Below are 22,838 nucleotides of genomic sequence, written 5' to 3'. Positions count from 1 at the left end.
CTCGGACCTTCGGCGCCCCAAAGGCGAGCGGATGCCGCTGTCCGGCGTCGGCGGTCCAGGGCAGGATGGTGCGCATGGCCTATGAGATCCCGGCACCGATGCTCGCGAAGTCCGTCCCCCAGGTGCCGGACCCCGCGAAGACGCCCGGCGGGCTGAGCTTCGAGCCGAAGTGGGACGGCTTCCGGGCGCTGGTGTCGTGGGACGGCGAGAACGTCGAGATCGGCAGCCGCGGCGCCAAGCCGCTGACGCGATACTTCCCCGAGCTGGTCGAGGCGTTCGCGCGGATCCTGCCCGAGCCGTGTCTCATCGACGGCGAGATCGTCGTGCCCAAGGGCGAGCCCGGGGCGCAGCGGCTCGACTGGGAGTCACTCTCGCAGCGCATCCATCCGGCGGCCTCGCGCGTGAAGATGCTCTCCGAGACGACGCCGGCGATGCTCATCGCCTTCGACCTGCTCGCCCGCGGCGAGCGCGATCTGCAGCCCGAGCCGTTCGAGGTCCGCCGGGCCGAGCTCGTCGACCTGCTGGGCGGCGTGCCGCATCCGGTGCACGTCACCCGCACCACGGACGACCCCGAACGCGCGACGCGCTGGCTCGCCGAGTTCGAGGGGGCAGGGCTCGACGGCGTCATCGCCAAGCCGCTCGCCCAGCCGTACGCGCCGAACAAGCGCGCGATGTTCAAGATCAAGCACGCCCGCACCGCCGACGTGGTCGCGATGGGCTACCGGATCCACAAGTCGGGCCAGGGCGTCGGTTCGCTCCTGGTCGGCCTGTACAACGACGACGGCACGCTGTACCCGGTCGGCGGTGTCGCCGCGTGGAGCAACGCCCGCAGGCTCGAGCTCATCGACGAGGTCGCTCCGCTGGTCGAGCGCGACGACGCGGGCGCGGCGATGAAGAGCGAGGGCGAGAAGTCGCGCTTTTCGGCTCCCGACCGCGACTCGTCCTTCGTGCACCTCCGCCCGGAGCGGGTGCTCGAGGTGCGCTACGACCAGCTCGAGGGCTGGCGGTTCCGCCACACTGTGCAGTTCGAGCGCTGGCGGCCCGACCGCGACCCCCGGTCGTGCACGTACGACCAGCTCGAGACCGTCTCGGCCTACGACCTCGGCGACGTCCTGGACTGAGCGCGGCTCAGTCCAGGGGGGCGTTTCGTCTCGGTCGCTCCGCTCCCTCGCTCAACGACCGGTTCACGGTCTTGATCCCTCTGAGCGATCGCATGGAGACGAACGCCGACGCGCGGCTCAGCCCCAGTCCTCGGAATCGATGAGGCTGGGCTGGACGTGCGGCGGGCCGAACTCGATGACCGGGATGTCGGCCTCGCCGCCCTGGGCGACATCCATCGCCGCGTGCAGGTGCCGCCATGCCGACGGGTGCCGCCGCGCGTACTCGGCGAGCGCCACGGCGGACTCCCCTGCATCGAGCAGGCGTGCCCGCGCGCGCACCCGGCGGAAACGCCCCACGCTGATGAAGGCGACGCCGTTGGCCTCGATGTTGCGGTACCACTGCGATCCGCGACCGAAGCCGCTCGCCACACGCACGGCGTTGCGCTCGAACCCGATGACCTCGACGACGACGAATCGGCGCTCTCCGGTCTTGCGGCCGCGATGCTCGATCATGATCAGACGGCTGCCGAACAGCCAGCCCAGGCTCGCGCGATACAGCGGGATCGGCATCCGCATCAGCCACCGCACCCGCAGCAGTCGCGCGGTCACTCGGTCGAGCAGACCGGGACGATCGGTCATCGGGCCTCGCCGTCCTCAGTCCCAGTTCTCGGCGTTCTTGCGGCTGGGCTGCACGCGCGGCGGCTCGCCCGGCATCTTCGGGAAGTCGGGCGGGAACGGCAGCTCGCCGAGGCCGGCGTCGAGGTCGCGCTGCCACCACTCGAGCAGCGTGTCGATGCGGCCCGGCTTCGCGAGCAGGTCGCTCCAGGGGTCGCCGGTGTCGGCCAGACGCTGCGGCACCGTGCGGATCGTGAATGCGGCGGGATCGGCATCCGCCAGCTCTTCCCACTCCAGCGGAGTGGACACCGTTGCTCCGGGGAGGGCGCGGGGGCTGTAGGCGCCGGCCATCGTGCGGTCGCGATTGGCCTGATTGAAGTCGATGAAGATGCGCTCGCCGCGCTCCTCCTTCCACCAGTTCATCGTCACCTTGTCGGGCAGGCGCCGCTCGAGCTCGCGCCCGGCGGCGATCACCGCGTGCCTCACGTCGAGGAACTCGTGCGTCGGCTCGATGGGGCAGAAGACGTGGATGCCACGATTGCCGCTGGTCTTGAGGAACGCCGTCAGCCCCGCCTCGGCGAGCACCTCGCGCAGCGCCGGCGCGACGGCCGCGGCATCCGCGAAGTCCGTTCCGGGCTGCGGGTCGAGGTCGATGCGCAGCTCGACGGGGTTGTCGACGTTCGCCGTCAGCGACGCCCAGGGGTGGAACACGATCGTGTTCATCTGAACGGCCCACACGGCCGTCGCGATCTCGGTGAGGATGAGCTGCGGATGCCGCCGCCCGCTGTTGTAGGTCACGGTCTGGGCCTCGACGAAGCCGGGCGCTCCCTTGGGCGGGTTCTTCGAGTAGAACCTCTCGCCGCCGACGCCCTCGGGGAAGCGCTCGAGCGAGACGGGCCTGTCGCCGTTGGCGGCGATGAAGGGCTCGGCCACGGCGAGCATGTACTCGGCGAGCTCGTGCTTGGTGATGCCGAGCTCGGGCCACAGCACGCGATTCGGGCTGGAGAGCCCGACCTCGCGGTCGCCGTCCGGTCCGGGAATGGTCAACGTGATGCGCTCCGACGCCATGCCTCGACCCTAGGGCGGCGGCCCGACATCGCGCATCCCCTCGGTGTCGCGCTCCATCTGCGCGGAATCGACCTTCGACGGGGCGCCGGAGGTCGATCTCGCACAGATGAGCCGGGGCCGGGCGCAGAGCCTCAGCGCTCGACGGGGAACAGCATGTGCGTGACGCGCGTGCTCGGGATGACCACGGTCGGGTCGCCCAGGCGCACGGCCGCGGGGTCGATGTCGGCGAAGTACCGGTGGCCCGAGCCGAGCACGACCGGGACCAGGTCGACGGCGACCTCGTCCACGAGGCCCGCGGCCAACGCCTGACCGGCGATGGTGCCGGCGGCGACGCCGACGTTCCGGTCGCCGGCGATCTCCTGCGCCCGCGCGACGGCTTGCTCGATGCCCCCCGTCACGAAGTGGGCGTTGCCGGTGTGGGCGTGCGCCCAGTTCGTCGGCGCCTCATGGGTGAGCACGACGAACGGTACGTCGAGCGGATGCTGTCCGCTCCAGCCGTCCGTGATGTCGAAGAGCACGCGGCCGACGACGAGGCAGCCGAGGTCGCCGACCCATCCCCGCCAGTACTCGGCGCTGGCGGGAGCGAGGTGGAACGGAGGCAGGTCGCCCGCATTGGCGATCTCGACGTCGCCCGCCTGGTACCAGTCGAACAGGCGACCGGGATCGTTGTCGTCGTGAGCGACGAACCCGTCGAGCGACATGGACGCGGAGCAGATGACCTTGCCCACGTCACACCTCCGAGGCGAGCATCCGGTCGAGCTTCTCGTAGCCTTCGCGCATGCCGCGCTCCATGCCCGAGGCGATCATGTTCTCGAGCACCTCGGCGCTGCCGAACACGCTGTGATCGACCAGGCGCGAACGGCCGCCGGGAAGGGACTCGAAGCGGATCGTGTCCATGCTGACCTCGTCGGGCCAGCCCTCGAACTCGAAGGTCTGGATGATCAGCTCGTTCTCGCGGATCGTGTGGAAGACGCCGCGGAAGGCGTACTCGCCCTCGGCATCCTTCTGCACGAAGCGGTAGCCCCCGCCGCTGCGGAAGTCCCACTCGGTGGTGGTGCTGCGCTCCTTGTCGGGTCCGATCCACTGCGCGAATAGCTCCGGATCGGCGTGGGCGCGGAACAGCGCCTCGACGGGCGCCTCGAACTCGCGCGTGATGTCGGCGTACGAGGTGCCGGGCACGGCGTCGATGACCAGCGGGTTGCTCATGATTCCTTCTCCTTCGAACGGGGTGTGGTGGTGTTCTTGCGAGGGGTCTGTGGGGGTGCAGCGGCGAGGACGGCGTCGAGCCGGCGGAACGACCGTTCGGCATCGAGCCGGTAGCGGTCTATCCAGGCGGTCAGTCGCTCGAGCGCGGCAGGGTCGAGGTGCACGGGCTTGCGCTGCGCCTCGCGCGTGCGCCAGACGAGACCGGCCTCCTCGAGGACGGTGATGTGCTTCGACACGGCCTGGAGCGAGATCGAGAACGGCTCGGCCAGCTCTCCCAGCGTCGCGGAGCCCCGACTCAGGCGCGCCACGATCGCCCGCCTGACCGGATCCGCGAGCGCTGCGAAGGCCCTGTCCAGTGCCGCATCGGCGTCGCTCATCAACCTTCTCCTTTATCAACCTTTATGTTGATAACAACGGTAGAGCGGATGCCGCTTCCCGTCAAGACCCCGATCAGGAAGTCGCGGAGAGCAGCGGTGCGAGGTCTTCGCGCGAGAGGCGGATCCAGGGCCCGGCCGGGTCGATGACGATGCCGGACAGACCCTCGTCGGAGGCGATGGCGCCGGCGAGCTGGGCGGCGGTCAACGGCGCGGCCTGGTCAGGACGGCCAAGGACGGCCACCTCGAGCGGGTGCGAGAACACCTCGAGGAAGCGCTCGCCCTCCTTCGACCGGCCTTCGGCGATGCCGGGACGCCCGTCGGCGAGCTTGCCCACCGCGATCCACAGCGGCGCCGTAGCCAGAGCCTTGACCACCGCGGGCGCCGTCTCGGCCGTGCGCTCGCCGGCCAGAAGCGTCTTGATGGTCAGCTGCTCGTCGATCTTGTCGACCATGCGCTTGAGGAGCTCGGCGGGAAGCACCGCACGAGCGGGCGCCGAGGACTGGTCGATGATCAGCCCGTCGAAGCCTCCGCCCAGCACGTGGCGGATGACGCTCAGGACGGGCTGGCCCATCGCCGACGTCTCGACATCGCCGTCCGCTCGGATCGCGGCCTGCAGTGCAGCGCCGCTGGAGTACGCGACGGTGAAGCGCCGCTCCCCCAGCGTCACCATCCCGAGCGGAAGATCCTTGCCCTCGGCGAGCAGCGTGCGCGCATCCCCCTTCACGCGCAGGAACAGGTGACCCTGCAGCATCTGCCGGGCGACGTCGAGGAGTGCCTGAGGCGGGGCGCTCTCGCCGACGTTGGCCAGGGCAGCGCGCACCAGCACGTTGTCGCGCAGTCCGGGCACGGTCTCCGTCTGCGGCGGCGCCGTGCGGGTCGCGGCGTCGACCGAGGTGCGCGGAACGGGCGCGGGGATCGCCGGCTTCGCCACGGGGGGCGCTGCCGGTCGCGGAGCCGGTGCGCCGAGTCCCCCGTACGAGGACAGCGAGATGGAGACGGATGCCGCCTCCTCCGCCGCGGTGCCGGCCTCAGCGGCGCCGGCCTCCGTCTCGACGCCCGGCGTCTGGGCGGAAGCGTCGCCGGCAGGGGCGGCCGCGGCATCCTCCGTCGCCTGATCGGCGGGCTGCGGAGAGGTCGAACCGGACGCGTCCTTGGGCCGGCGGGAGAAGAGAGCCATGGTTCCGAGCCTAACCCGGGCGTCTCGGCGCTCCGTGGGCTAGAGCTTCTCGATGGGCGCGATCTTGATGAGCAGCTTCTTCGGTCCTGCCTTCTCGAACCGCACGTGGGCCACGCGCTTGGCGCCCTCGCCGGTCACGGCATCGACCTTGCCGTCGCCGAAGTCGTCGTGGCGGATGCGGTCGCCCGGAGCCAGCTCCATGTCGCCGTTGTCGCGGACCTTCGCGGGGATCTTGTTCGCGAACCGGTCGATCGAGCCGGTCGGCTGGCGCCGCGGCAGCGGCACCAGGTCGTCGCCGTAGCGGTTGCCCGAGCCGCCGAAGCCCGAGCCACCCGAGCCGCCGTAGCCGGAGCCCGAGCCGCGACGGGCGTTGAGCGCGCGTGACTGGGTGCCGCCGCGCGAGTTGACGTCGCCGGGCGACTGGCGCCAGTTGAGCAGCTCGCTCGGGATCTCCTGCAGGAAGCGGCTCGGCATTGCCACCGTGACCTCGCCGAACTGCGCGCGCGTCATGGCGAGCGAGAGGTAGAGGCGCTTGCGCGCGCGGGTGATGCCGACGTAGAAGAGTCGGCGCTCCTCCTGCGGCCCGCCCGGCTCGTTCGCCGAGATGCGGTGCGGGATGAGGTCTTCCTCGACGCCCGTGACGAAGACGGCGTCGTACTCGAGGCCCTTCGCGGTGTGCAGCGTCATCAGCGACACCGAGCCCGAGGCATCCTCGAGGTCGTCGGCATCCGAGACGAGCGCGACCTCGGTGAGGAAATCGAGCACCGTGCCCTCGGGGTTGTTGCGGGTGAACTCGCGCGCCACCGCGACGAGCTCGTCGAGGTTCTCGATGCGCGCCTCGTCCTGCGCGTCCTTGCTGGCCCGCAGCGCGTCGTAATAGCCGCTCTTGTTCAGCAGCAGCTGCAGTCCCTCGGCGACCGCCGTCGGAGGAGCGAGCTCGCCTGATGCGGGCAGCATGAGAGCGGATGCCTCGGCCAGCACCGCGTCGAGATGAGCGATGGCCGCCTGGATCTTGGGGCCGACGCCCAGGGCCGACGAGTTCGCGAGCGCGTCGCGGAAGGTGATCTGCTGATCGACGGCGTAGCGGGCGATCGCCTCGATCGTGACGTCGCCGATACCGCGGCGCGGCCGGTTGATGATGCGTCGCATCGCCATCTCGTCCGCCGGGTTCGCGACCGCGACGAGGTAGGACAGCGCGTCCTTGATCTCGGCGCGCTCGTAGAACTTCGTGCCGCCCATGATCTTGTAGGGCACCGCCGAGCGGATGAAGATCTCTTCCAGCGCACGCGACTGCGAGTTGGTGCGGTAGAACACGGCCATCTGCGAGTAGTCGATGCCGGCCTTGCGCAGCCGCTCGGTCTCGTCGGCGACGAACTGCGCCTCGTCGTGCTGCGAGTAGCCGGTGAAGCCGACGATCTGCTCGCCGGCGCCGACGTCGGTCCACAGCTTCTTGTCTTTGCGGTCGAAGTTGTTGCTGATGACGGCGTTCGCGGCCGACAGGATGTTCTGCGTCGAGCGGTAGTTCTGCTCGAGCAGCACGACCTTCGCGCCGGGGTAGTCGCGCTCGAACTCGCTGATGTTGCGGATGTCGGCACCGCGGAAGGCGTAGATCGACTGGTCCGAGTCGCCGACGACGGTCAGCGATGCGCCGGCCTTGTCAGGGTCTTCGGCCGGGTCGGCGTCGAAGATCATCATGCCGCCGGACGACGCGATGGGTCCGGCGTCGGACCCGATCGGCCGGGTCAGCTCGTGGATGAGCGCGTACTGGGCGTGGTTGGTGTCCTGGTACTCGTCGACCAGGATGTGCCGGAACCGGCGACGGTAGACGTCCGCGACGTGCGGGAACGCCCGGAACAGGAACACCGTCTGCCCGATGAGGTCGTCGAAGTCGAAGGCGTTCGCGCGCTGCAGCTCGCGCTGGTAGGCCGCGAAGAGCTCGACGAACACCCGCTCGGCCGGGTCGCTCATATTGGCCGACCGGGCGTAGGACTCGGCATCCGCGAGTTCGTTCTTGAGCTTCGAGATACGACTCTGCGTGGCCGCGGGGGTGAGCCCGAAGGCGTCGGCCTCGTGCTCCTTCACCAGGCGCTTGATGAGCGCGCGGGAGTCGCCGGAGTCGTAGATCGTAAAGGCCTTCGTGAACCCGAACTGCTCGGCCTCGCGTCGCAGGATGCGCACGCACGCCGAGTGGAACGTCGAGATCCACATGCCGCGCGCCGTCTCGCCGACGAGCTGCTCGACCCGCTCGCGCATCTCGCCCGCGGCCTTGTTCGTGAAGGTGATCGCGAGGATCTGGCTCGGCCAGGCCTCGCGCGTGCGCAGGAGGCTCGCGATGCGGCGCGTGAGCACGCTCGTCTTGCCCGAGCCGGCGCCCGCGACGATGAGCAGCGCCGGGCCACGGTACGTGACGGCCTCGCGCTGCGGCTCGTTGAGGCCGGCGAGAAGGTCGTCGTCGGGGCGCGCGCCGGTGGGCTGCGGACCGTGATCTGCGCCGACGATGAGAGGAAGCGGGGCGTCGGTCATGTCCCGACAAGTCTAGGCGCGCACGCCGACACCGCGCGGCGGGGTGGCGGCATCCGCGCTCCGCAGGAGAACCCGCCTACCGCAGGACATCCGGGCCGGATTCCTCCTGTGGAAGGCCGGATCTCCTGTGGAAGCCGCGAGCGCCGACGCCGCACAGCCCTCTCGGGGCGTCCGGTAGGGAGGTTGCTCGTCAGGCTTCGGCGTCGACGCCCACCAGGGGGGCGGGAGGGGATGCCGCGGCCCCGCGCCGCTTCCACGGCAGCGCCAGCAGCAGCCCGGCGAGGAACAGCAGCGCGCCGAAGGCCGCGGCGATCCACGGCGTCTCGGCGGGGATCTCGAGGTACGTCGTGATGCCGAGGATGCGCGCGAGGCCCCACGGCAGCAGGCCCATCTCGTCATTCCAGGCGGTGAGCGCGCCCTCGAGCCCGATCATGCCGATGATCGCCGCGGGCACGGCGAGCCCGGCGCCGACGGCCGCGAGCACGTAGCCGGTCGCGCGGCGCGCGCGCACCTGAGCGGCGAGCGCCCAGCCCGCGGCGATGAACACCCAGACGAACAGGGCGAACGCGACGGCGATGTAGATCGTGCGCATGACCGGCTCGGTCCAGAACGCGAACCAGTAGCCGCCGGGGCCCGAGAACGACAGGGCGAAGAGCGTCACGATGCAGCGCAGCACCACCACTCCGCCGACCGCGGCGATCGCGGGCCACGGCGAACGGCGGCCGAGGAAGGCGCGGGCCACGAGGGCGAACACGGCCCACGCGGCGAAGACGACGACGAGGTGCGTCCACGACAGGAACGAGGTCTGCACGGCGCGCGTCGCCACCAGCAGCGCCGCCGGAACGATCAGCAGCAGCCAGCGGTCGAGCTCGAGCATGCCCAGGGTCGATTCGCGCGCACGCCACGGGCGCATCGACGCGATCCACGACACCCGCGCGGCGGCGGCACCCGGCCGGCGCACCAGCCGCGTCCGCGCGGCCAGGATCCCGATGACCACCCACGCGAGGGCGAGCACCAGCAGCACGCGGGCGATCCAGGCCATGGCGAGGTCGCGCTCCGCACGCTCCACGCCGAGCTGGGCGGCGGTGAGGTTGTACGCCGGGTAGTCGATGTCGCCCTCGTAAGCCTCGAGGTGCGCGGCAGCCAGCGTCTCGAACTCCTGGCGGTCGGCATCCCACGCCGCGTACGCGTCGGGCGAGAGCGTGTCGTGCCACTGCCCCTGGTGCAGGATCATCGCGCGGTAGGCCGCGAGCAGCCGCAGCACGTCGGCCTCGTAGGCGAGCGTGCGGGTGAACGCCTCGTGCATCCACGGATCGTGCCAGGTCGCGGCATCCGTCGCCGCCACCGCCTGCTGCATCTGCTCGACCGTCGCGACCGCCTCGCGGCCGCCTTCGATCGCCGCCTCGATGTCGCCGCCGGTGGCGTCGCGCGAGATCGCGTAGAGCACGTCGAGCACGGCGGAGTCGCCGGTGAGGATGTCCCACTCGAAGATCCACATCATGGGCGGGGGTTCGAGGCCGATCGCGAAGACCCGCTGGTCGGCGAACGTCTCGATGTACATGCCCTGCTCGATGGCCTCGCGCGACAGGTCCATCGCCTCGACGATCGCGCCCACGGTGGCCGGATCGTCCGAGAACCACTGGCGCGCCCAGCCGGCGGTCACGTCGGCGACGTCGGCGTCCGGGTCACGGGCGAGCGCCGAGGCCACGACGGTGTCGAGCTCGAACAGCTGCCAGAACCCGGCCTTCAGGTACAGCGTCATCGGGCCGGCGCGCCACGGGCCGCCGTCCTGCGTCCAGACCCACACGCCCTCGATGTTGTCGTTGGCGGCGAGCAGCGTCTGCAGCGCGTACTGGTACTCGCGGCCGAGGTCGTTGGGGAAGGCGCCGAAGTTCTCGAACTCGCGTCGGGACTGGAACTCCACGATCCGTCGCTGCTCGCCCTGCTCGAGGGTGTTGTTCAGCGGCAGCCAGCTGTAGAAGTCGCCCAGGGTGTACTTCGTCGACACGATGAGCGCGGGTGAGTCGATGCCTCCGAGCACGGCCTCGTACGACGCCGGGTTGGTGTGCATGTCGCCCACGGCGCCGACGCCGACGCTCCACGTGCGGAAGATGACCTCGCGGTCGGATGCCTCGGCCTGGGCGCTGAGCGTCTCGAGCATCGCGCGCACGGCGGTGGGGGTGCGGACGGCGAGCTGCGAGTAGTAGTCCCATCCCTCGACGTCGTACACCTGCCCGGCTTCGCCGATGCGGATGAGGATGCCGTCGAGCGCGGGCTGGGCGGCGTAGAGCTCGTCGAGTCCTGCCGCGTAGACGTCCCACAGCTCGGGGTTCTCGGTGTCGAGCGAGCCGAACCGCTCGGTGAGGTACTCCTCGAGCGGCGTCGTCAGAGTCAGCATGTCGGTGCGCAGGAACACGTCCATGCCGAGTTCGTCGGCGTGCTGCCAGAACGGTCCGAACGCCTCGCGCAGCGCGATGGCCTGCGCGCGGTGCTCGTCGCCGTCGGTGTAGACGATGCCGTCCGCGACCTCGTCGAACGCGACGAACTCGACGAAGCCAGGGAACGCCACGGCGGTGTAGCCGTTGGCGAGGGAGTGCCGGATGAACTCGTCGAAGTCGGCGAACGCCTCGGCGAGCGCCGCTTCGTCGATGTAGGGAGCCTCGGGCAGGAGCACCTGGTCGAACGCCTTCGAGGCGTGCGAATAGTCGTCGCCCGCCTCCCACGCGGCCGGGTCGGGCTCGACGCCGACGGCGCCCATGTCGACCATGCGGAACGGAAGGCGCGAGGTGACCTCCTCGCCGAGGTGCTCGGCGATCGAGCGGCCGGTGCGGATCTGCTCGGCCAGGTCGTACAGGCCGCGGACGCCGCCAGCCTCTCCGGCCGCCTCGATGCGGAGGGCCGTCGGGGTGCCGGTCAGCCGGTAGGTCTCGCCGGCATCGTCTGCGCCGCCCGAGAACACCTCGATCGACACCTCGCCCTCCTGCAGCTGAGCCGTCTCGACAGCCTCGTTGAGGCTCTGCACGGCGGCCTCGTACCGCGGCCCGCCGGGGGTGTCGATGCCGGCGATGCGCGGCGCCGGGACGATGGCGCCGATCTCGGGCGCGGTCGGCGCTGCGGGCTGCATCTGCTCGGCCGGCTCGGTGCGGATGCCGAGCGCATCGCCGACGACGACGCCGAGTCCGACCCCGAGGGCCAGCAGCACCAGAGTGGTGACGACAGCGAGGATGCCTCGCCGGGTCGCCATCGTCATGGCATTACGTTAGTGCGTCCGACGGGGTGTTTCTGACGCAGCGGACCCCAGCCGCCACGGTGCGGAGCCCACTCGCGACGGATGCCCTCCCCGCCGTGAGGCGAAGAGGGCATCCGTGGACGATGACGGCGTCAGCTGCTCTTGCGCATGGCCCGGATTCCGGCCCACAGCCCGAGGCCCGCGAGAACGAGCGCCGAGACCCAGCCCCACAGGACCGCGGTGGCGCCGAGGTCGCCGGCCAGCAGCGCGCGCTCGGCCTGCACGACCCAGTTGATCGGGTTCACGGCGGCGACCGCCCGCATCCACTCCGGCGCCGTGTCGAGCGGAAGCAGCATGCCCGAGAGGATCAGCAGCGGGAAGATCAGCGTCTGCTGGACTCCCCAGAAGAGCCACTCGCGATCCTTGGTCTTCAACGCCAGCGTGTACGACAGCGAGCCCAGCCCGACTCCGAACACCGCGAGCAGCGCCAGGCCGATGATGAGGCCGGGCACGTTGATGCTGAACCCGAACGGCCACGCGATCAGCACGATGAGCAGAGCCTGCACGACGATCGGGGCGATCTCCTTGAGCGCGCGCCCGACCAGCAGCGACGACCGTGCGAGCGGTGCGACCAGGGTCCGCTCGTGCGAGCCCGTCATCATCTCGTACTGAAGGTTCGACCCCGTCGCCCCGGTGCCGAACAGCACGATCATCACGAGCACGCCGGGGACGAACCACTGCAGGGTCTCCCCCACCGGCTGCCCCGACGAGCCGATCAGCAGCGGCGCGAACAGGCCGAGGAAGACCAACGGCTGCACCAGGCTGAAGATCAGCGTGAAGGGATCGCGCACCACCGGCTTCAGCTCACGGGTCAGCACGTTCCACGTGTCACGGGCGGGGTTCGCCCGCACCGCGGTGTCGGGGCGGGCCTCTGTCTGCGTCGTGGTCATCGGCGTGCTCCCGTCTTCTCTGCCGCCAGTTCGGCGGATCCGGATGCCGCATCCGCGGCATCCCTATTCTTTTCGTCGGGCCCGTCGCCCTGCCCCGTCGAGTCCTCTTCTTCCGTCGGCTCGCCCTCGCCCGCCTCGCGCAGCGTGCGGCCGGTGAGCGCGAGGAAGACGTCGTCGAGGGTCGGCGGCACTCCCGTTGCCCGCGCCACCTGGATGCCCGCGGCGTCCAGCGCCCGCACCGCGGTCGGCAGCAGCGCATCGCCGTCCGGAGCCGTCAGGCTGACGGTCCCGTCCTCGGTCAGCCGCACCTCGCGATCGGTGAGCCTCTGGATCACCGCGACGGCGGCCGCGGCATCCGCTTTCGAGGCGAAGCCGAAGGTCAGCACGTCGCCGGCGAGGTTGGCCTTCAGGGCCGTCGCCGTGTCGTCGGCGATGACCCGGCCCTTGTCCATGACCATGACGCGCTCGGCGTAGCGGTCGGCCTCCTCGAGGTAATGCGTGGTGAGGAACACCGTGGTGCCGTACTTCTGGCGCAGATCGAGGATGTGCTGCCACAGGTTCGCCCGGCTCTGCGGGTCGAGCCCGGTCGAGGGCTCATCGAGGAAGATGAGCGGCGGCGCGTGCATGAGCCCGAGAGCGACGTCGAGCCGGCGCTTCTGCCCGCCCGACAGCTGCTGGACCGCGCGGTTCGCGAAGCCGCTGAGGTCGAGCGACTCGATGAGCTCGTCCGCCCGCGCCTTGGATGCGGCCTTGGACATGCCGTAGAACGCGCCCTGACTGAGCAGCTCGTCGCGAGCCCGCTGCGAGAAGCTGCCGCTCGTCAACTGCCCGACGTAGCCGATGCGGGCGCGGACGTCGGCGGGCCGGCTGAGGATGTCGTGCCCGACGACGCGGGCGGTGCCCGAGGTCGGCGGTATGAGGGTGGTGAGCATGCGCAGGCTCGTGGACTTGCCCGCGCCGTTGGGTCCCAGGAACGCGACGAGTTCGCCTCGCGCGACCTGGAACGTGAGATCGGAAACTGCCTCCACGCTCTTCTTCTTGGCAGTCTTCTTCTGCTGGTCTGGGAAGCGCTTGGTCAGGCCTTGCGCTTCGATGATCGGTTCGTTCGCCATGGATCAAGGGTAGAAACCATTGCGGACACATCCGGTCCGCATAGTAGGGCAATCTTGAATCATGTCCGACACGACGACCCGAGCCCTCTCGCTCCTGAACCTGCTCCAGACCCACCGGCACTGGCCGGGGTCCGAGCTCGCCGACCGTCTGGGCGTCACCGAGCGGACGGTCCGGCGCGACGTGGAGCGCCTGCGCGATCTGGGCTACCGCATCGAGTCCTCACCGGGATCCGCCGGCGGCTACCGGCTCGAAGCCGGCAGCGCGGTCCCTCCCCTTCTGCTCACCGACGAAGAAGCCGTGGCGATGGCGATCGGGCTGCGGGTCGCGGCATCCCAGCGCCTCGTCAGCGGTCCGGAGACGACCATCACCGCGCTCGCCAAGCTCGAGCAGGTATTGCCCGCGCCCCTGCGACGCCGGGTGAACGCCCTCGCCGAGACGGTGCAGCCCACCGGCATCAACGCCGGTGCCGCGGTCTCGAGCGAAGTGCTGGGAGAGCTCGCTCTGGCCTGCCGCGACCACGAGCGCGTGCGCTTCTCCTATACGGCCGCATCGGGAGAGGTCACACGGCGGCGCGTCGAGCCGCACGCGCTCGCGCCGGCCGAGAGGCACTGGTACCTGCTGTGCTGGGACCTCGACAAGGCCGACTGGCGCACTTTCCGCGTCGACCGCCTCGAAGCCGTCGAGCACACCCGCGTCCTCTTCGAGCCCAAGCCGCTCACCCCCGAGCAGATCGAGGAGTTCATCTTCGTGGCGCGCTCGTGGGTGCGCCAGGCCGTCGAGGCGGATGCCGTGATGGAGCTGCCCCTCGAGACCATGCGCGAGTACTTCGGCCAGTGGGGTCAGGGCGCGGAAGCGGAGGACGACACGCACACGCGCTGGCCGGTCGGCGGAGCGGACTGGCGCGAGACCATGTACGGCCTCATGTGGATTCCCGAGGGCGTCGAGTACACGACCGACCTTCAGGAGCCCGCACGGTCGCAGCTGCGCGAGTCGCTCGAGCGGATGCTGCGGGCCATCGACGCTCCTCCGCCGCCGCGACGGGTCATGCCGGCACGCGCGCACATGGAGGCGTCGTAGGGTCGACGTCATGAGCGACGACGCACGCGAGACCCTGGATCACGTCGAGCAGCAGGAGCGCGAGATCGTGCTTCCGCGCTTCGATCTGGCGGATGCCTGGGCCCTGGGCTCGCGCATGCGCGCAGCCGCACTCGAGGCGGGCCTGCCGATCGTCATCGGCATCACCTTCGGCGAGGCACGCGTGTTCCACACCGCGCTGCCCGGATCGAGTGCGGACAACGACGGCTGGCTCGACCGCAAGACGCGGGTCGCGCGTCGCTACGGACGTTCCTCTTATGGAGTCGGTCTGTCGTTCCGCGCGGCGGGCAAGGAGTTCGACACCGAGGCGCGCCTGGACACGTCGCTCTACGCCGCTCACGGCGGAGTGTTCCCTGTCTCGATCGCCGGAGTCGGCGTCGTGGGCACGGTCGGGGTATCAGGTCTGCCGCAGGCGCAGGATCACGCGTTCGTGGTCGAGCACCTGCGCGCGTACAGCGCCGAACTCGCCGGCTGACGCGAGGTCGCCGTCATACGGCGACGCGTGACGCAACAGCGCTTCATCCTTCCCCGCGAGGTCGGGGGTGGCGGATACCGTCGTGGGATCGCGGCGATCCGGTGGGACCGGGCTCCGGTTCATACCCGGCAGCGTTGCGGGTTCGACTCCCGCCGTCGCGTCCACGTTCAACGGGCTCCGATCCCTTGTCTTGACTGGGATCGCGATTCTCAGGTTTCTCGGCGAACGGCCGTTTGCCCACATTTTGCCCACACTTTTCGCGGGCATACCTGTGGATAACCGCACTCACGCGGGTTGATCGAGGTCGATCAGGAGCGAGTGATGGCGGCCACGCGAGCGGCGTTCAGCGACGTCGAGACGCTGTCGAGGTCGTCATCGAAGAGGTCCGCGTAGACGTCGAGCGTCATCGCTGCAGACGCGTGACCCAGCATTCGCTGTACCGCTTTGACGTTTGCGCCAGAGCTGATGGCGAGGGACGCTGCGGTATAGCGGAGGTCATGGATGGTCATGCGCTCGAGGCCGGCGTCGTCGAGGGCGCGCACGAACCACGAGCGCGAGCTGCCGGAGGCGCGTGGCCGCTGGATGTGCTCGACACCGTCCCCGAACAGGATGGCATTGCGCGGCTTGCCTTCGCAGAGCCGCGCAATCGGGAGCTCGAGGAACTCGGGATAAGGAACGGAGCGGAGCTCGTGCGTCTTGGGCGTACCGACATGGATCTCGGTTCCGACGCGGACAGCATTCTCGTTCACCGCAAGTCGACGCCGAAGCGCGTCGACATCCCGCACTCGGAGTCCGGTGAGTTCGCCCCAGCGCAGCCCGGTGTAGGACGCGAGGTAGATGAGGGTGGCGTGGTCTCCCGAAGCGGTTGCGAGGCGTTCGATCTCCTCGTGCGTGAGGTATCGGTGCGGCTTGCGGAGCTTGCGCGGGAGGTTATCAATGCCGCGGGCGGGGTTGTTCGGGATGCGACGATCTTTGACCGCGAGGTCGAGAATCGATGCCAGAACCCCATGGGCTCGGATGACGACGGTTGCGCTCTTGGGTCGCGCGCCCTGCTTGATCGTTCGCGGATGCTGCTGACGGTTGGTCTTCGCCGTTCCGGCGGCGAGCTGCGTCACCCATGTTCGAACGTCGCCGTGGGTGATCGCGGACACCTGCACCCTTCCCCAGCGGGGCTCGACGTAGACCCGCCAGGTATCGTCGATCGCGGCGTAGCTCGACGGCTTCAGCCGTGTCTTCTTCGCGGCCAGCCAGTCGGCGCCGAGTTCGGCGACTGTCGTGCGCGAGCGGGCGGGATCGATGTACTCGCCCGTCGCCTTGGATACCTCGACGGTTGCGAGGAAGAGGTCGGCTTCGCGCTTGGTGCGGAAGCCGCGCTTGTCGGTCTGCCGGTGCTCAGGTGTGCGATATCGAACCCGGTACCGACGGCCGGAGATGGTCTCATACGCTTCGACGGTCCCCATCGGTCTCCCTCGCCTTCCTCCGGGCTTCCTTGTGCTTCGCGATGACGTCCGCCACCTCTTCCGGCGTCAGTTGACGCGGTGCGACCTTCGGCTCGATGGTCTTCGCGATCCGCCGCAGGTCCTTCTCATGATCGACGCGGTCCATGTAGCCGGCTGCCCGTGCGCGTTGGATCCAGTTCGTTGCGGTCCGCTGCTTCAGCCCGAGTGTCTCCGCCACAGCCATCGCCGGCTTTTCGTCTGAGATCTGTCCGATCCGGTAGACGAGCGCGGCAAGAAGAAGTCCATCATCGTCGGGCAGCTCGTCCGCGTAGAAGTCGATTTCGTTGTGGGGATTGCTCTTGATGGCCCGAAGCATGGTGATGGGATGAGTCCAGAACGGGAGCGCGAGTTCGATCGCCATTCGAGTCGTCTCATGAACGCGGATGGTCCGCCAGAGAGCTCCGGTGATCTCGACCGGCACCTTTCTCCGGTCGATTCCGAACGACGCGATCTCATAGCGCCCGGACGTCTCGGAGTATTCGAGACGGAACTCCGCATGCGCGATCTCCTCCTCGGTCCGTGAGTACGGATCCGGGTCGCCCTCCGCGCACAGCATCCCTTCGACGGTTCTCTTTAACCGACTTGCTGGCCGATGCCCGCAAAACCGGCCAATTGTCGGCACGGTGACGGGGCGACATACGCACGCCCACTCAGAGCGACGCCCCGGGCCCGGCTGACGGTGCGCTGTACACCTGTTGCGTGTCGCGTTCCCGCGCCGCGCGGCGTAGCTGTGCGTCCGCTGCTCGCATCGAGTCGGCGATGGTGAGTTCTGTGGTGCCGCGGAGCATGGTTGCTGCGAGGCTGGCGCGGGCGGCGGCATCCGTTGTTGCAATGCAGATCGCCTCGTTGTGGTGGCGGCCGCGGGTGAGACCGACGTAGAGCCCTGCGGCGTCTACGTCTGGGCCGACGATGGCGGCGTCGGTGGTCTCGCCCTGAACGCCGTGGACGGTGGAGGCGTACGCGAGCTGGACGTGCTCGAGGGCGTAGGCGCGGGTGACCCGGCGCAGTTGTCCGCTGTCGGTGGGAGAGACCAGGTCAAGGGTGTCCGCATTGATGCCGTGCACGATCCACGTGGCGCGGTTCTCTACGCCGGTGCGTCGATCGTTGCGGCGCGTCTGCACCTGGTCGCCTTCGAGCAGGCACTGCTCCCCCATTCCCATCGCCAGCCGTGACGGATCCAGTTCGCCGGCATCGATGCGTCGCTGCTGAATCGCGGCGTTGACCGCGTCGGCCTCTTGGTTGGTTGCGCAGACCAGTGCCACTCGCTGGCCGCGCGCATGCCAGCGGAAGAACTCATCGACCATTGTTGCTCTCGCCTCATCGGCGCTGTGGACTGCGCGCAGATGTCCCCGGTCGGCCAGATCCGTAGCTACTTGTACGGCGTGGTCGCTGTCGCGCGGGTTTCGTAGCTGGAGGGTGAGGGCACCGTACTCGGGATCCGCGAAACGACGCACGGTGTCGAGTTCGACGGCGACGGTCGCGAACCGGAGGGCGGTGCCCATCGCTCCGCCATGACCGACGGGCAGAGCCTGGTGGGTATCGCCCACCATGGCCAGGCCCGCACCGGTTTCGAGGGCGAGCTCGGTGAGCGCATCCGCGGCCTGCAGATCGACCATTCCGGCTTCATCGACGACGATGCGATCTCTCGGCGTGAGCGGGAACCGGGCCGGGCCAAGATACGGGGAGCCTGTTGTGACATCGAGGTCGCCGGGTACGCATATGAGGTTGCTGCGCCCGCAAGCTTCACACGTTGGCGCGGCGCCTTCGCGAGTCCGACCGTGGCGTTCCGTGCGTGAGCAAGGTACTCGTGGCCTCGTCGCGCGCACGCACTCGCGGCCGGGCGGTTGGTGAGAACGCCAGCCCGACCACCGTCACGGTCACCGCGAGCACAACCACCCCGGTCCAGATCAACCCGGTGGTGAGCGCGTGCTCGAAGATGACCTGAAGCAGATTGAGGATGTCTCCGCTCATTCCGGGCTACTTCATCAGGCCGCTGCGGTACGCGATGGACACCAGCTGACCGCGGTCTCGAGCGTCCAGCTTCATCATCGCTCGATTCAGGTGAGTCTTGACGGTCAGCGGTGAGAGGAACAGACGCCTGGCTATGGCGGCGTTGTCTTCGCCGGCGGCGGCTGCTATCACCAAGTCACGTTCGCGGGGCGTCAGCGCGGCCACACGATTCGCGAGCTCGGGATCAGCCTGAGCGGGCGCGCTGGCGTGCGCAAGGTGCGACACCACAGCGCGCGAGGCCGCCGGCGACAAGCTCGACTGACCGGCCGCCGTCCGAATGACAGCGTCAATCAATTCGTCGGGTTCAGCCGACTTGCTGAGGAATCCGTCGGCACCAGCGCGCAGCGCTGCAAGCACGTGCGCGTCCCCGTCGAACGTCGTCAGCACAAGGATGGGGAGCTTCGCCAGATCGGCGTCCGCGCGGATGCGTCGGGTGGCTTCGACACCATCGACACCAGGCATCCGCACGTCCATGAGCACGACATCCGGCCGCGTGGTCCGCAGCACGGTTAGTGCGGCCGCCCCGTCGCCGGCCTCGCCGACGACTTCGATATCCGCCGATTCGAGGACGCTCCGAAGGCCAGCTCGAATCATGGCTTGGTCGTCGACGAGCACCACGCCGGTCATGAAGCCGCTCCTTCTCGCTGGTGCGGGTGGGTGGGCAGCGCTGCGCGCACAAAGAACTGATTCTCCTCGACGCCGGTTCTCACGGAACCGTGGACGCTTGCTGCACGCTCGTGCATGCCGAGGAGCCCGAACCCCTCGCCGGTAGGAGGCGCCTTGCCGGCAAGAGCGTTTCTCACAGCGATGACGAGTTGATCGCCGCTCACCGAAACCTCGATATCAGCGTCGCCCGCTCCGTGCTTGCGGGCATTCGTGAGCGATTCCTGAGCGATGCGATACGCCGTGACGCTAACTGCACGGTCGATGTCATGGGTAGGAGAGATCTGTGCCCGAACCTCCACGCCCGCGTCGCGGGTCGAACGGATGAGTGCGTCGAGCCCTTCGATGCCAGGTACCGCTTCGGTCACGTCATCACCCCGCTCTCGGCCGCGAAGTACGGATAGGACATCCTGCAGCTCTCCGATGACGGCACGTGAGGCCGCACGCACTTCGCGCAGCGACTGGCGTGCGCGTTCGGGGTTGCGCTCGATGAAGCGTTCAGCCGCTCCCGCATGGACCGCGATGATGGAGACGGTGTGCGCGACCGAGTCATGCAGGTCTCGGGCGATGCGGAGCCGCTCTTCGCCGACGTGTCGTTGCACCTCGCTGTCGCGGTAGGCAAGCGCGGACCGGTGCTGCTCCTCGAGCGCACGGACGTAATCGTCGTTGGCCCGCAGTGCCAAGCCCGTCGCGACGACTGCTGCGGTCCACACGGGCAGGATGAGCGCAACTGGCTCATACGGCGCGTCCCCAAAGACCACCACGGCTCCGGTGTACAAGACAACGGCGTGGGTGCCCGCAAGGACAAGGGTCACCGCGCGCCGGGCGCGGAGCGCCAGCGTGAACAGAACCACTTCGGCGAGAACCCAAATTGGCACAGCGTTTGCCGGCAGTAGCAGGACAAGTCCGCTCGCGAGCACAGCGACCACCGCCGCCGCGACGGGATAGTGCCGACGGGCGACGACTGCGCCCAAAGCAATGACCAGCACGGGCACTGCGGCCCACGAGCCCGTGCGGACGATCTCACCCACCTCGAAGATGGCCGCCGCAACGGCTGCAAAGTCGAGCAGCAGCTCCCACTTGCCGAGGCGGATAGTGCGGCGCGGCACGTCAAGCGAGGCGCTCATGAGCTCGATTCTCCCATCGCATAGTTGTGACCCACCCCGGGAGGGCGAACCGCGGAAACGGGTCCGGTGACCGCGGGGCTCGCGGTCACCGAACGCTGGCTATTGGTGCGCGCCGACCGCCTCCCGTGCGGGAATGGGCTTGGGCGAGGCAGAAGGAGCATCGCCCTCCAGCGCCGCACCCTCGACGTCAATGGTCGGCAGCAGGCGGTCCAGCCACGCGGGCATCCACCATGCAGCCCGGCCGAGCACAGCGAGCGCGGCGGGCACGAGCACCATACGTACGATGAAGGCGTCAGCGACCACGCCGACGGTGAGCGCTAGCGCGATGGACCCGACGAGCGAGGACGGGCTCATCGCGAAGCCACCGAACACGGCCGCCATGATTGCCGCTGCCGCCACGACGACCACGGCGGAGTGGCGGAAGCCGGTGCGGATCGCCTCGAGCGGGGTGAGTCCCCGCGCATGAGCCTCATGCATCCGCGACACCAGGAATACCTGGTAGTCCATCGCCAGGCCGAACAGGATGCCCGTGACCACGATAGGCAGCAGGCTGAGCAGCGGGTTGCCCTGTGGCGACGGCACGATGACGTCCAACCACCCCCATTGGAACACCGCGACGGTTGCCCCGAGGCCGGCTCCCAGAGACAGGAGGAACCCGAGTGTGGCAACGAGCGGCACGAGGAGTGACCGGAAGAGAACGACCATGAGGATCAGCGAAAGTCCGACAATGAGGACGATGTAGAGCAGGAGCGCGGACTGAAGCTGCTCGTCCGAATCCAGCCCGATGGCTGTCGCCCCTGTCACGAGCAACTCGACGTTGCTTGGACCTCCGCTTTCGGCTCGGATGTCTTTGACGAGATCCCTGGTGCGGTCATCAAGCGGACCGTACTCCGACATGACTGTGAGCATCGCCGTGTCACCATCATCCGAGACCCCGACTGGCATCACCGTGGCTACTCCATCAAGTTCGCTGAGTTCGTTGACCACTGCCGGTAGCGATACCTCGATGTAACTGCCCTGCGCGAGCACGACCAGCGGATCCTGTGACCCATCGCCGAACTTGTCGGCGACGAGCTCGTACGCCGCGCGCTGAGTGGAATCCGGGTCCTCGCCTCCAGGGGTGTTCAGCGTCGTCTGCATCGACAGCAGCGGCAGAGCCACCAGCGTCAGGAGCGCCGTCCCACCCATCAGGCTGAGTGCTCGATGTCGGGTGACAGCACGGGCCCAGGAGGCGAGGAATCCCTTCTCGGATCGTGTCGCGACGTTCGGCACGTAGAGCGCGCCATCGACTCGTTGTGCAAGGCGCTTCCGATCCCGTGCGGATAGCGCCCGGGCTCCCATGAGACTGAGCATGGCTGGGACCAGGGTGAGCGCCATGGCCACCGCAACCGCGACGGCGAAGGCTGCAGCGAGGCCCATCTCACCGAGGAATGGGATACCGACGACCGTCAGCCCAGCCAGAGCAATGACAACGGTCGCTCCGGCAAAGACGACCGCGGAGCCGGCCGTTCCCACTGCACGTCCGATGGCGTCCTGAACGCTCGCACCCTCTCGTAGTTCGGAACGGAACCTTGCAATGATGAACAAGCAGTAGTCGATGCCGACTGCTAGCCCGAGCATCACCGCCAGAATCGGCGTGACGGAGCCGATGGGCGTGACGACGGAGAAGCCGAGCACTCCCAGGATGCCAACACCGACACCTATCAACGCCCCGAACATGTTGGCGCCGGCCGCGACCAGTGAGCCGTAGGTGAGGAGCAGCACCAGAAACGCGAGGGCAGCTCCAACAACTTCGCTTGGACCGAGAATCTCGGGGACGCCCTCAGCAATGGTCCCGCCGATTTCAGCGTTCATCCCCTCGTCATCGAGATCATCAGCGATCGCGGCGATCTTGTGAGGTAGCTCCTCCTCGTCAGCCCCTCGGTCGGCCTCAATCGTGGCCACGGCGGTCGTCAGGTCGGCCGATATGTAAGGCCGGGCAGGATCCAGCGGGTCGCTGACTGCGCCTACGCCGTCCACCGCACGGATCGCTTCGAGCGCGTTGGTCAGGGTCACCAGATTCTCGGGATCCGTTATGTCGCCATCGCGAGATTCCACAACGAACTGCAATGTGGGCCCATCCGAGTCCGCACCTGAGGGGAATTCCTCTTCGAGCACAGACATGGCTCTGCTGGAAGAAGTGCCGGGGACATCGAACCCGCCGTCGCTGAACCGCATACCGGATAGCGCGACCACGGCGAAACCGGTCAGCACCGCCAACCATCCGATGATCACTACCCAACGGTGTCTTGCCGAGAGTCGCCCGAGTCGGGCTAGGAGCCTTGCCATGCGTAATCCATTCGTCGAGCGCTTAGGCGTAAACAGGTCTCTTCGAGCCTCTCGAGAACTCCGCTCAGGCACATCCGCTCAACGCAGGCTGTCGATTACCGCGTGCGCAGCAGGCGGTAGGGGGATGAATGGCAGCTCGCGCGGCAGACACGCTGAGCGGACCCGGCGGGCGGGGAGAGCAAGCGTCGGCATCTCGCCAGAGAAGTTTGCTGCGGGACGACCGCGAGCTCGACCCGTCAGCCAGCGACTGCGCGAGATGCGAAGATCTGAAGCTCTCTGGTCG

Annotated in this window: 20 protein-coding genes and 1 tRNA gene; 4 read left to right on the top strand and 17 right to left on the bottom strand. The window is 68.7% G+C overall.

What is annotated here, in order from left to right; all coding sequences use genetic code 11:
• The first annotated feature begins 74 nt into the window (after positions 1 to 74).
• Positions 75 to 1,121, top strand: a complete 1,047-nt coding sequence (locus ASD56_RS07640) for an ATP-dependent DNA ligase (RefSeq protein WP_055963261.1) — start codon at positions 75 to 77, stop codon at positions 1,119 to 1,121.
• Between the two features lie 117 nt (positions 1,122 to 1,238).
• Here ASD56_RS07640 and ASD56_RS07635 read toward each other — a convergent pair whose 3' ends face one another.
• The 10 genes from ASD56_RS07635 to ASD56_RS07590 all read right to left on the bottom strand — a co-directional run bounded on the left by ASD56_RS07635 (position 1,239) and on the right by ASD56_RS07590 (position 13,357).
• Entirely contained in the window at positions 1,239 to 1,739 is a 501-nt protein-coding gene (locus ASD56_RS07635) for a nitroreductase family deazaflavin-dependent oxidoreductase (RefSeq protein ID WP_055963257.1), read from the bottom strand.
• Between the two features lie 15 nt (positions 1,740 to 1,754).
• The gene (gene ligD, locus ASD56_RS07630) at positions 1,755 to 2,783 is read right to left on the bottom strand and encodes a non-homologous end-joining DNA ligase (protein ID WP_055963254.1); all 1,029 of its coding nucleotides are present in this window, start codon (positions 2,781 to 2,783) and stop codon (positions 1,755 to 1,757) included.
• A gap of 131 nt (positions 2,784 to 2,914) precedes the next feature.
• Positions 2,915 to 3,511, bottom strand: a complete 597-nt coding sequence (locus ASD56_RS07625) for a dihydrofolate reductase family protein (protein ID WP_055963251.1) — start codon at positions 3,509 to 3,511, stop codon at positions 2,915 to 2,917.
• A 1-nt stretch (position 3,512) separates the two neighbouring features.
• Positions 3,513 to 3,989 (bottom strand): SRPBCC family protein, encoded by a 477-nt coding sequence (locus tag ASD56_RS07620; protein ID WP_055963248.1) that lies wholly within the window; start codon positions 3,987 to 3,989, stop codon positions 3,513 to 3,515.
• Entirely contained in the window at positions 3,986 to 4,366 is a 381-nt protein-coding gene (locus ASD56_RS07615; RefSeq protein ID WP_055963244.1) for an ArsR/SmtB family transcription factor, read from the bottom strand. Before ASD56_RS07615 ends, ASD56_RS07620 begins: the two co-directional genes overlap by 4 nt.
• A gap of 73 nt (positions 4,367 to 4,439) precedes the next feature.
• Complete coding sequence (locus tag ASD56_RS07610; protein WP_055963241.1) at positions 4,440 to 5,543, bottom strand: SseB family protein; 1,104 nt, start codon at positions 5,541 to 5,543, stop codon at positions 4,440 to 4,442.
• A 39-nt stretch (positions 5,544 to 5,582) separates the two neighbouring features.
• Positions 5,583 to 8,066 (bottom strand): ATP-dependent helicase, encoded by a 2,484-nt coding sequence (locus ASD56_RS07605; protein ID WP_055963238.1) that lies wholly within the window; start codon positions 8,064 to 8,066, stop codon positions 5,583 to 5,585.
• Positions 8,067 to 8,256: 190 nt separating this feature from the next.
• Positions 8,257 to 11,316 carry a hypothetical protein gene (locus ASD56_RS07600; RefSeq protein WP_055963235.1) on the bottom strand — a complete coding sequence of 1,020 codons (3,060 nt, stop codon included), beginning with the start codon at positions 11,314 to 11,316 and terminating at the stop codon, positions 8,257 to 8,259.
• A gap of 131 nt (positions 11,317 to 11,447) precedes the next feature.
• Positions 11,448 to 12,245, bottom strand: coding sequence for an ABC transporter permease (locus ASD56_RS07595; RefSeq protein ID WP_055963232.1), 798 nt, complete (start codon positions 12,243 to 12,245; stop codon positions 11,448 to 11,450).
• Complete coding sequence (locus tag ASD56_RS07590; RefSeq protein WP_055963231.1) at positions 12,242 to 13,357, bottom strand: ABC transporter ATP-binding protein; 1,116 nt, start codon at positions 13,355 to 13,357, stop codon at positions 12,242 to 12,244. The genes ASD56_RS07595 and ASD56_RS07590 overlap by 4 nt, the downstream gene beginning before the upstream one ends.
• 61 nt (positions 13,358 to 13,418) lie before the next feature.
• Between ASD56_RS07590 and ASD56_RS07585 the strand changes: the two genes are divergently transcribed.
• The 3 genes from ASD56_RS07585 to ASD56_RS16160 all read left to right on the top strand — a co-directional run bounded on the left by ASD56_RS07585 (position 13,419) and on the right by ASD56_RS16160 (position 15,092).
• Positions 13,419 to 14,435 (top strand): helix-turn-helix transcriptional regulator, encoded by a 1,017-nt coding sequence (locus ASD56_RS07585; RefSeq protein WP_055963227.1) that lies wholly within the window; start codon positions 13,419 to 13,421, stop codon positions 14,433 to 14,435.
• A gap of 10 nt (positions 14,436 to 14,445) precedes the next feature.
• A complete protein-coding gene (locus tag ASD56_RS07580; protein WP_055963226.1) occupies positions 14,446 to 14,928 on the top strand; it encodes a heme-degrading domain-containing protein in 483 nt (160 codons plus the stop codon).
• Between the two features lie 89 nt (positions 14,929 to 15,017).
• A tRNA-Met gene (locus ASD56_RS16160) sits at positions 15,018 to 15,092 on the top strand.
• A gap of 144 nt (positions 15,093 to 15,236) precedes the next feature.
• Here the strand turns inward: ASD56_RS16160 and ASD56_RS07575 are convergent.
• The 7 genes from ASD56_RS07575 to ASD56_RS07550 form a co-directional block, all read right to left on the bottom strand.
• Positions 15,237 to 16,388, bottom strand: a complete 1,152-nt coding sequence (locus ASD56_RS07575) for a tyrosine-type recombinase/integrase (protein WP_055963223.1) — start codon at positions 16,386 to 16,388, stop codon at positions 15,237 to 15,239.
• Complete coding sequence (locus ASD56_RS07570) at positions 16,366 to 16,983, bottom strand: hypothetical protein (RefSeq protein WP_055963220.1); 618 nt, start codon at positions 16,981 to 16,983, stop codon at positions 16,366 to 16,368. The genes ASD56_RS07575 and ASD56_RS07570 overlap by 23 nt, the downstream gene beginning before the upstream one ends.
• 94 nt (positions 16,984 to 17,077) lie before the next feature.
• Positions 17,078 to 18,253 (bottom strand): ATP-dependent DNA helicase, encoded by a 1,176-nt coding sequence (locus ASD56_RS07565; protein ID WP_082541312.1) that lies wholly within the window; start codon positions 18,251 to 18,253, stop codon positions 17,078 to 17,080.
• Positions 18,171 to 18,398 (bottom strand): hypothetical protein, encoded by a 228-nt coding sequence (locus ASD56_RS16155; RefSeq protein WP_157535799.1) that lies wholly within the window; start codon positions 18,396 to 18,398, stop codon positions 18,171 to 18,173. The genes ASD56_RS07565 and ASD56_RS16155 overlap by 83 nt, the downstream gene beginning before the upstream one ends.
• Positions 18,399 to 18,404: 6 nt before the next feature.
• Entirely contained in the window at positions 18,405 to 19,064 is a 660-nt protein-coding gene (locus ASD56_RS07560; protein ID WP_055963218.1) for a response regulator transcription factor, read from the bottom strand.
• Positions 19,061 to 20,227, bottom strand: a complete 1,167-nt coding sequence (locus ASD56_RS07555; protein WP_055963214.1) for a sensor histidine kinase — start codon at positions 20,225 to 20,227, stop codon at positions 19,061 to 19,063. The genes ASD56_RS07560 and ASD56_RS07555 overlap by 4 nt, the downstream gene beginning before the upstream one ends.
• A gap of 99 nt (positions 20,228 to 20,326) precedes the next feature.
• Complete coding sequence (locus tag ASD56_RS07550) at positions 20,327 to 22,501, bottom strand: MMPL family transporter (RefSeq protein ID WP_235565558.1); 2,175 nt, start codon at positions 22,499 to 22,501, stop codon at positions 20,327 to 20,329.
• Between the last annotated feature and the right edge of the window lie 337 nt (positions 22,502 to 22,838).

The sequence above is a fragment of the Microbacterium sp. Root166 genome (genome assembly GCF_001427145.1).
Classification (GTDB): domain Bacteria; phylum Actinomycetota; class Actinomycetes; order Actinomycetales; family Microbacteriaceae; genus Microbacterium.
This window is presented reverse-complemented; position numbering and strand designations above follow the sequence as displayed.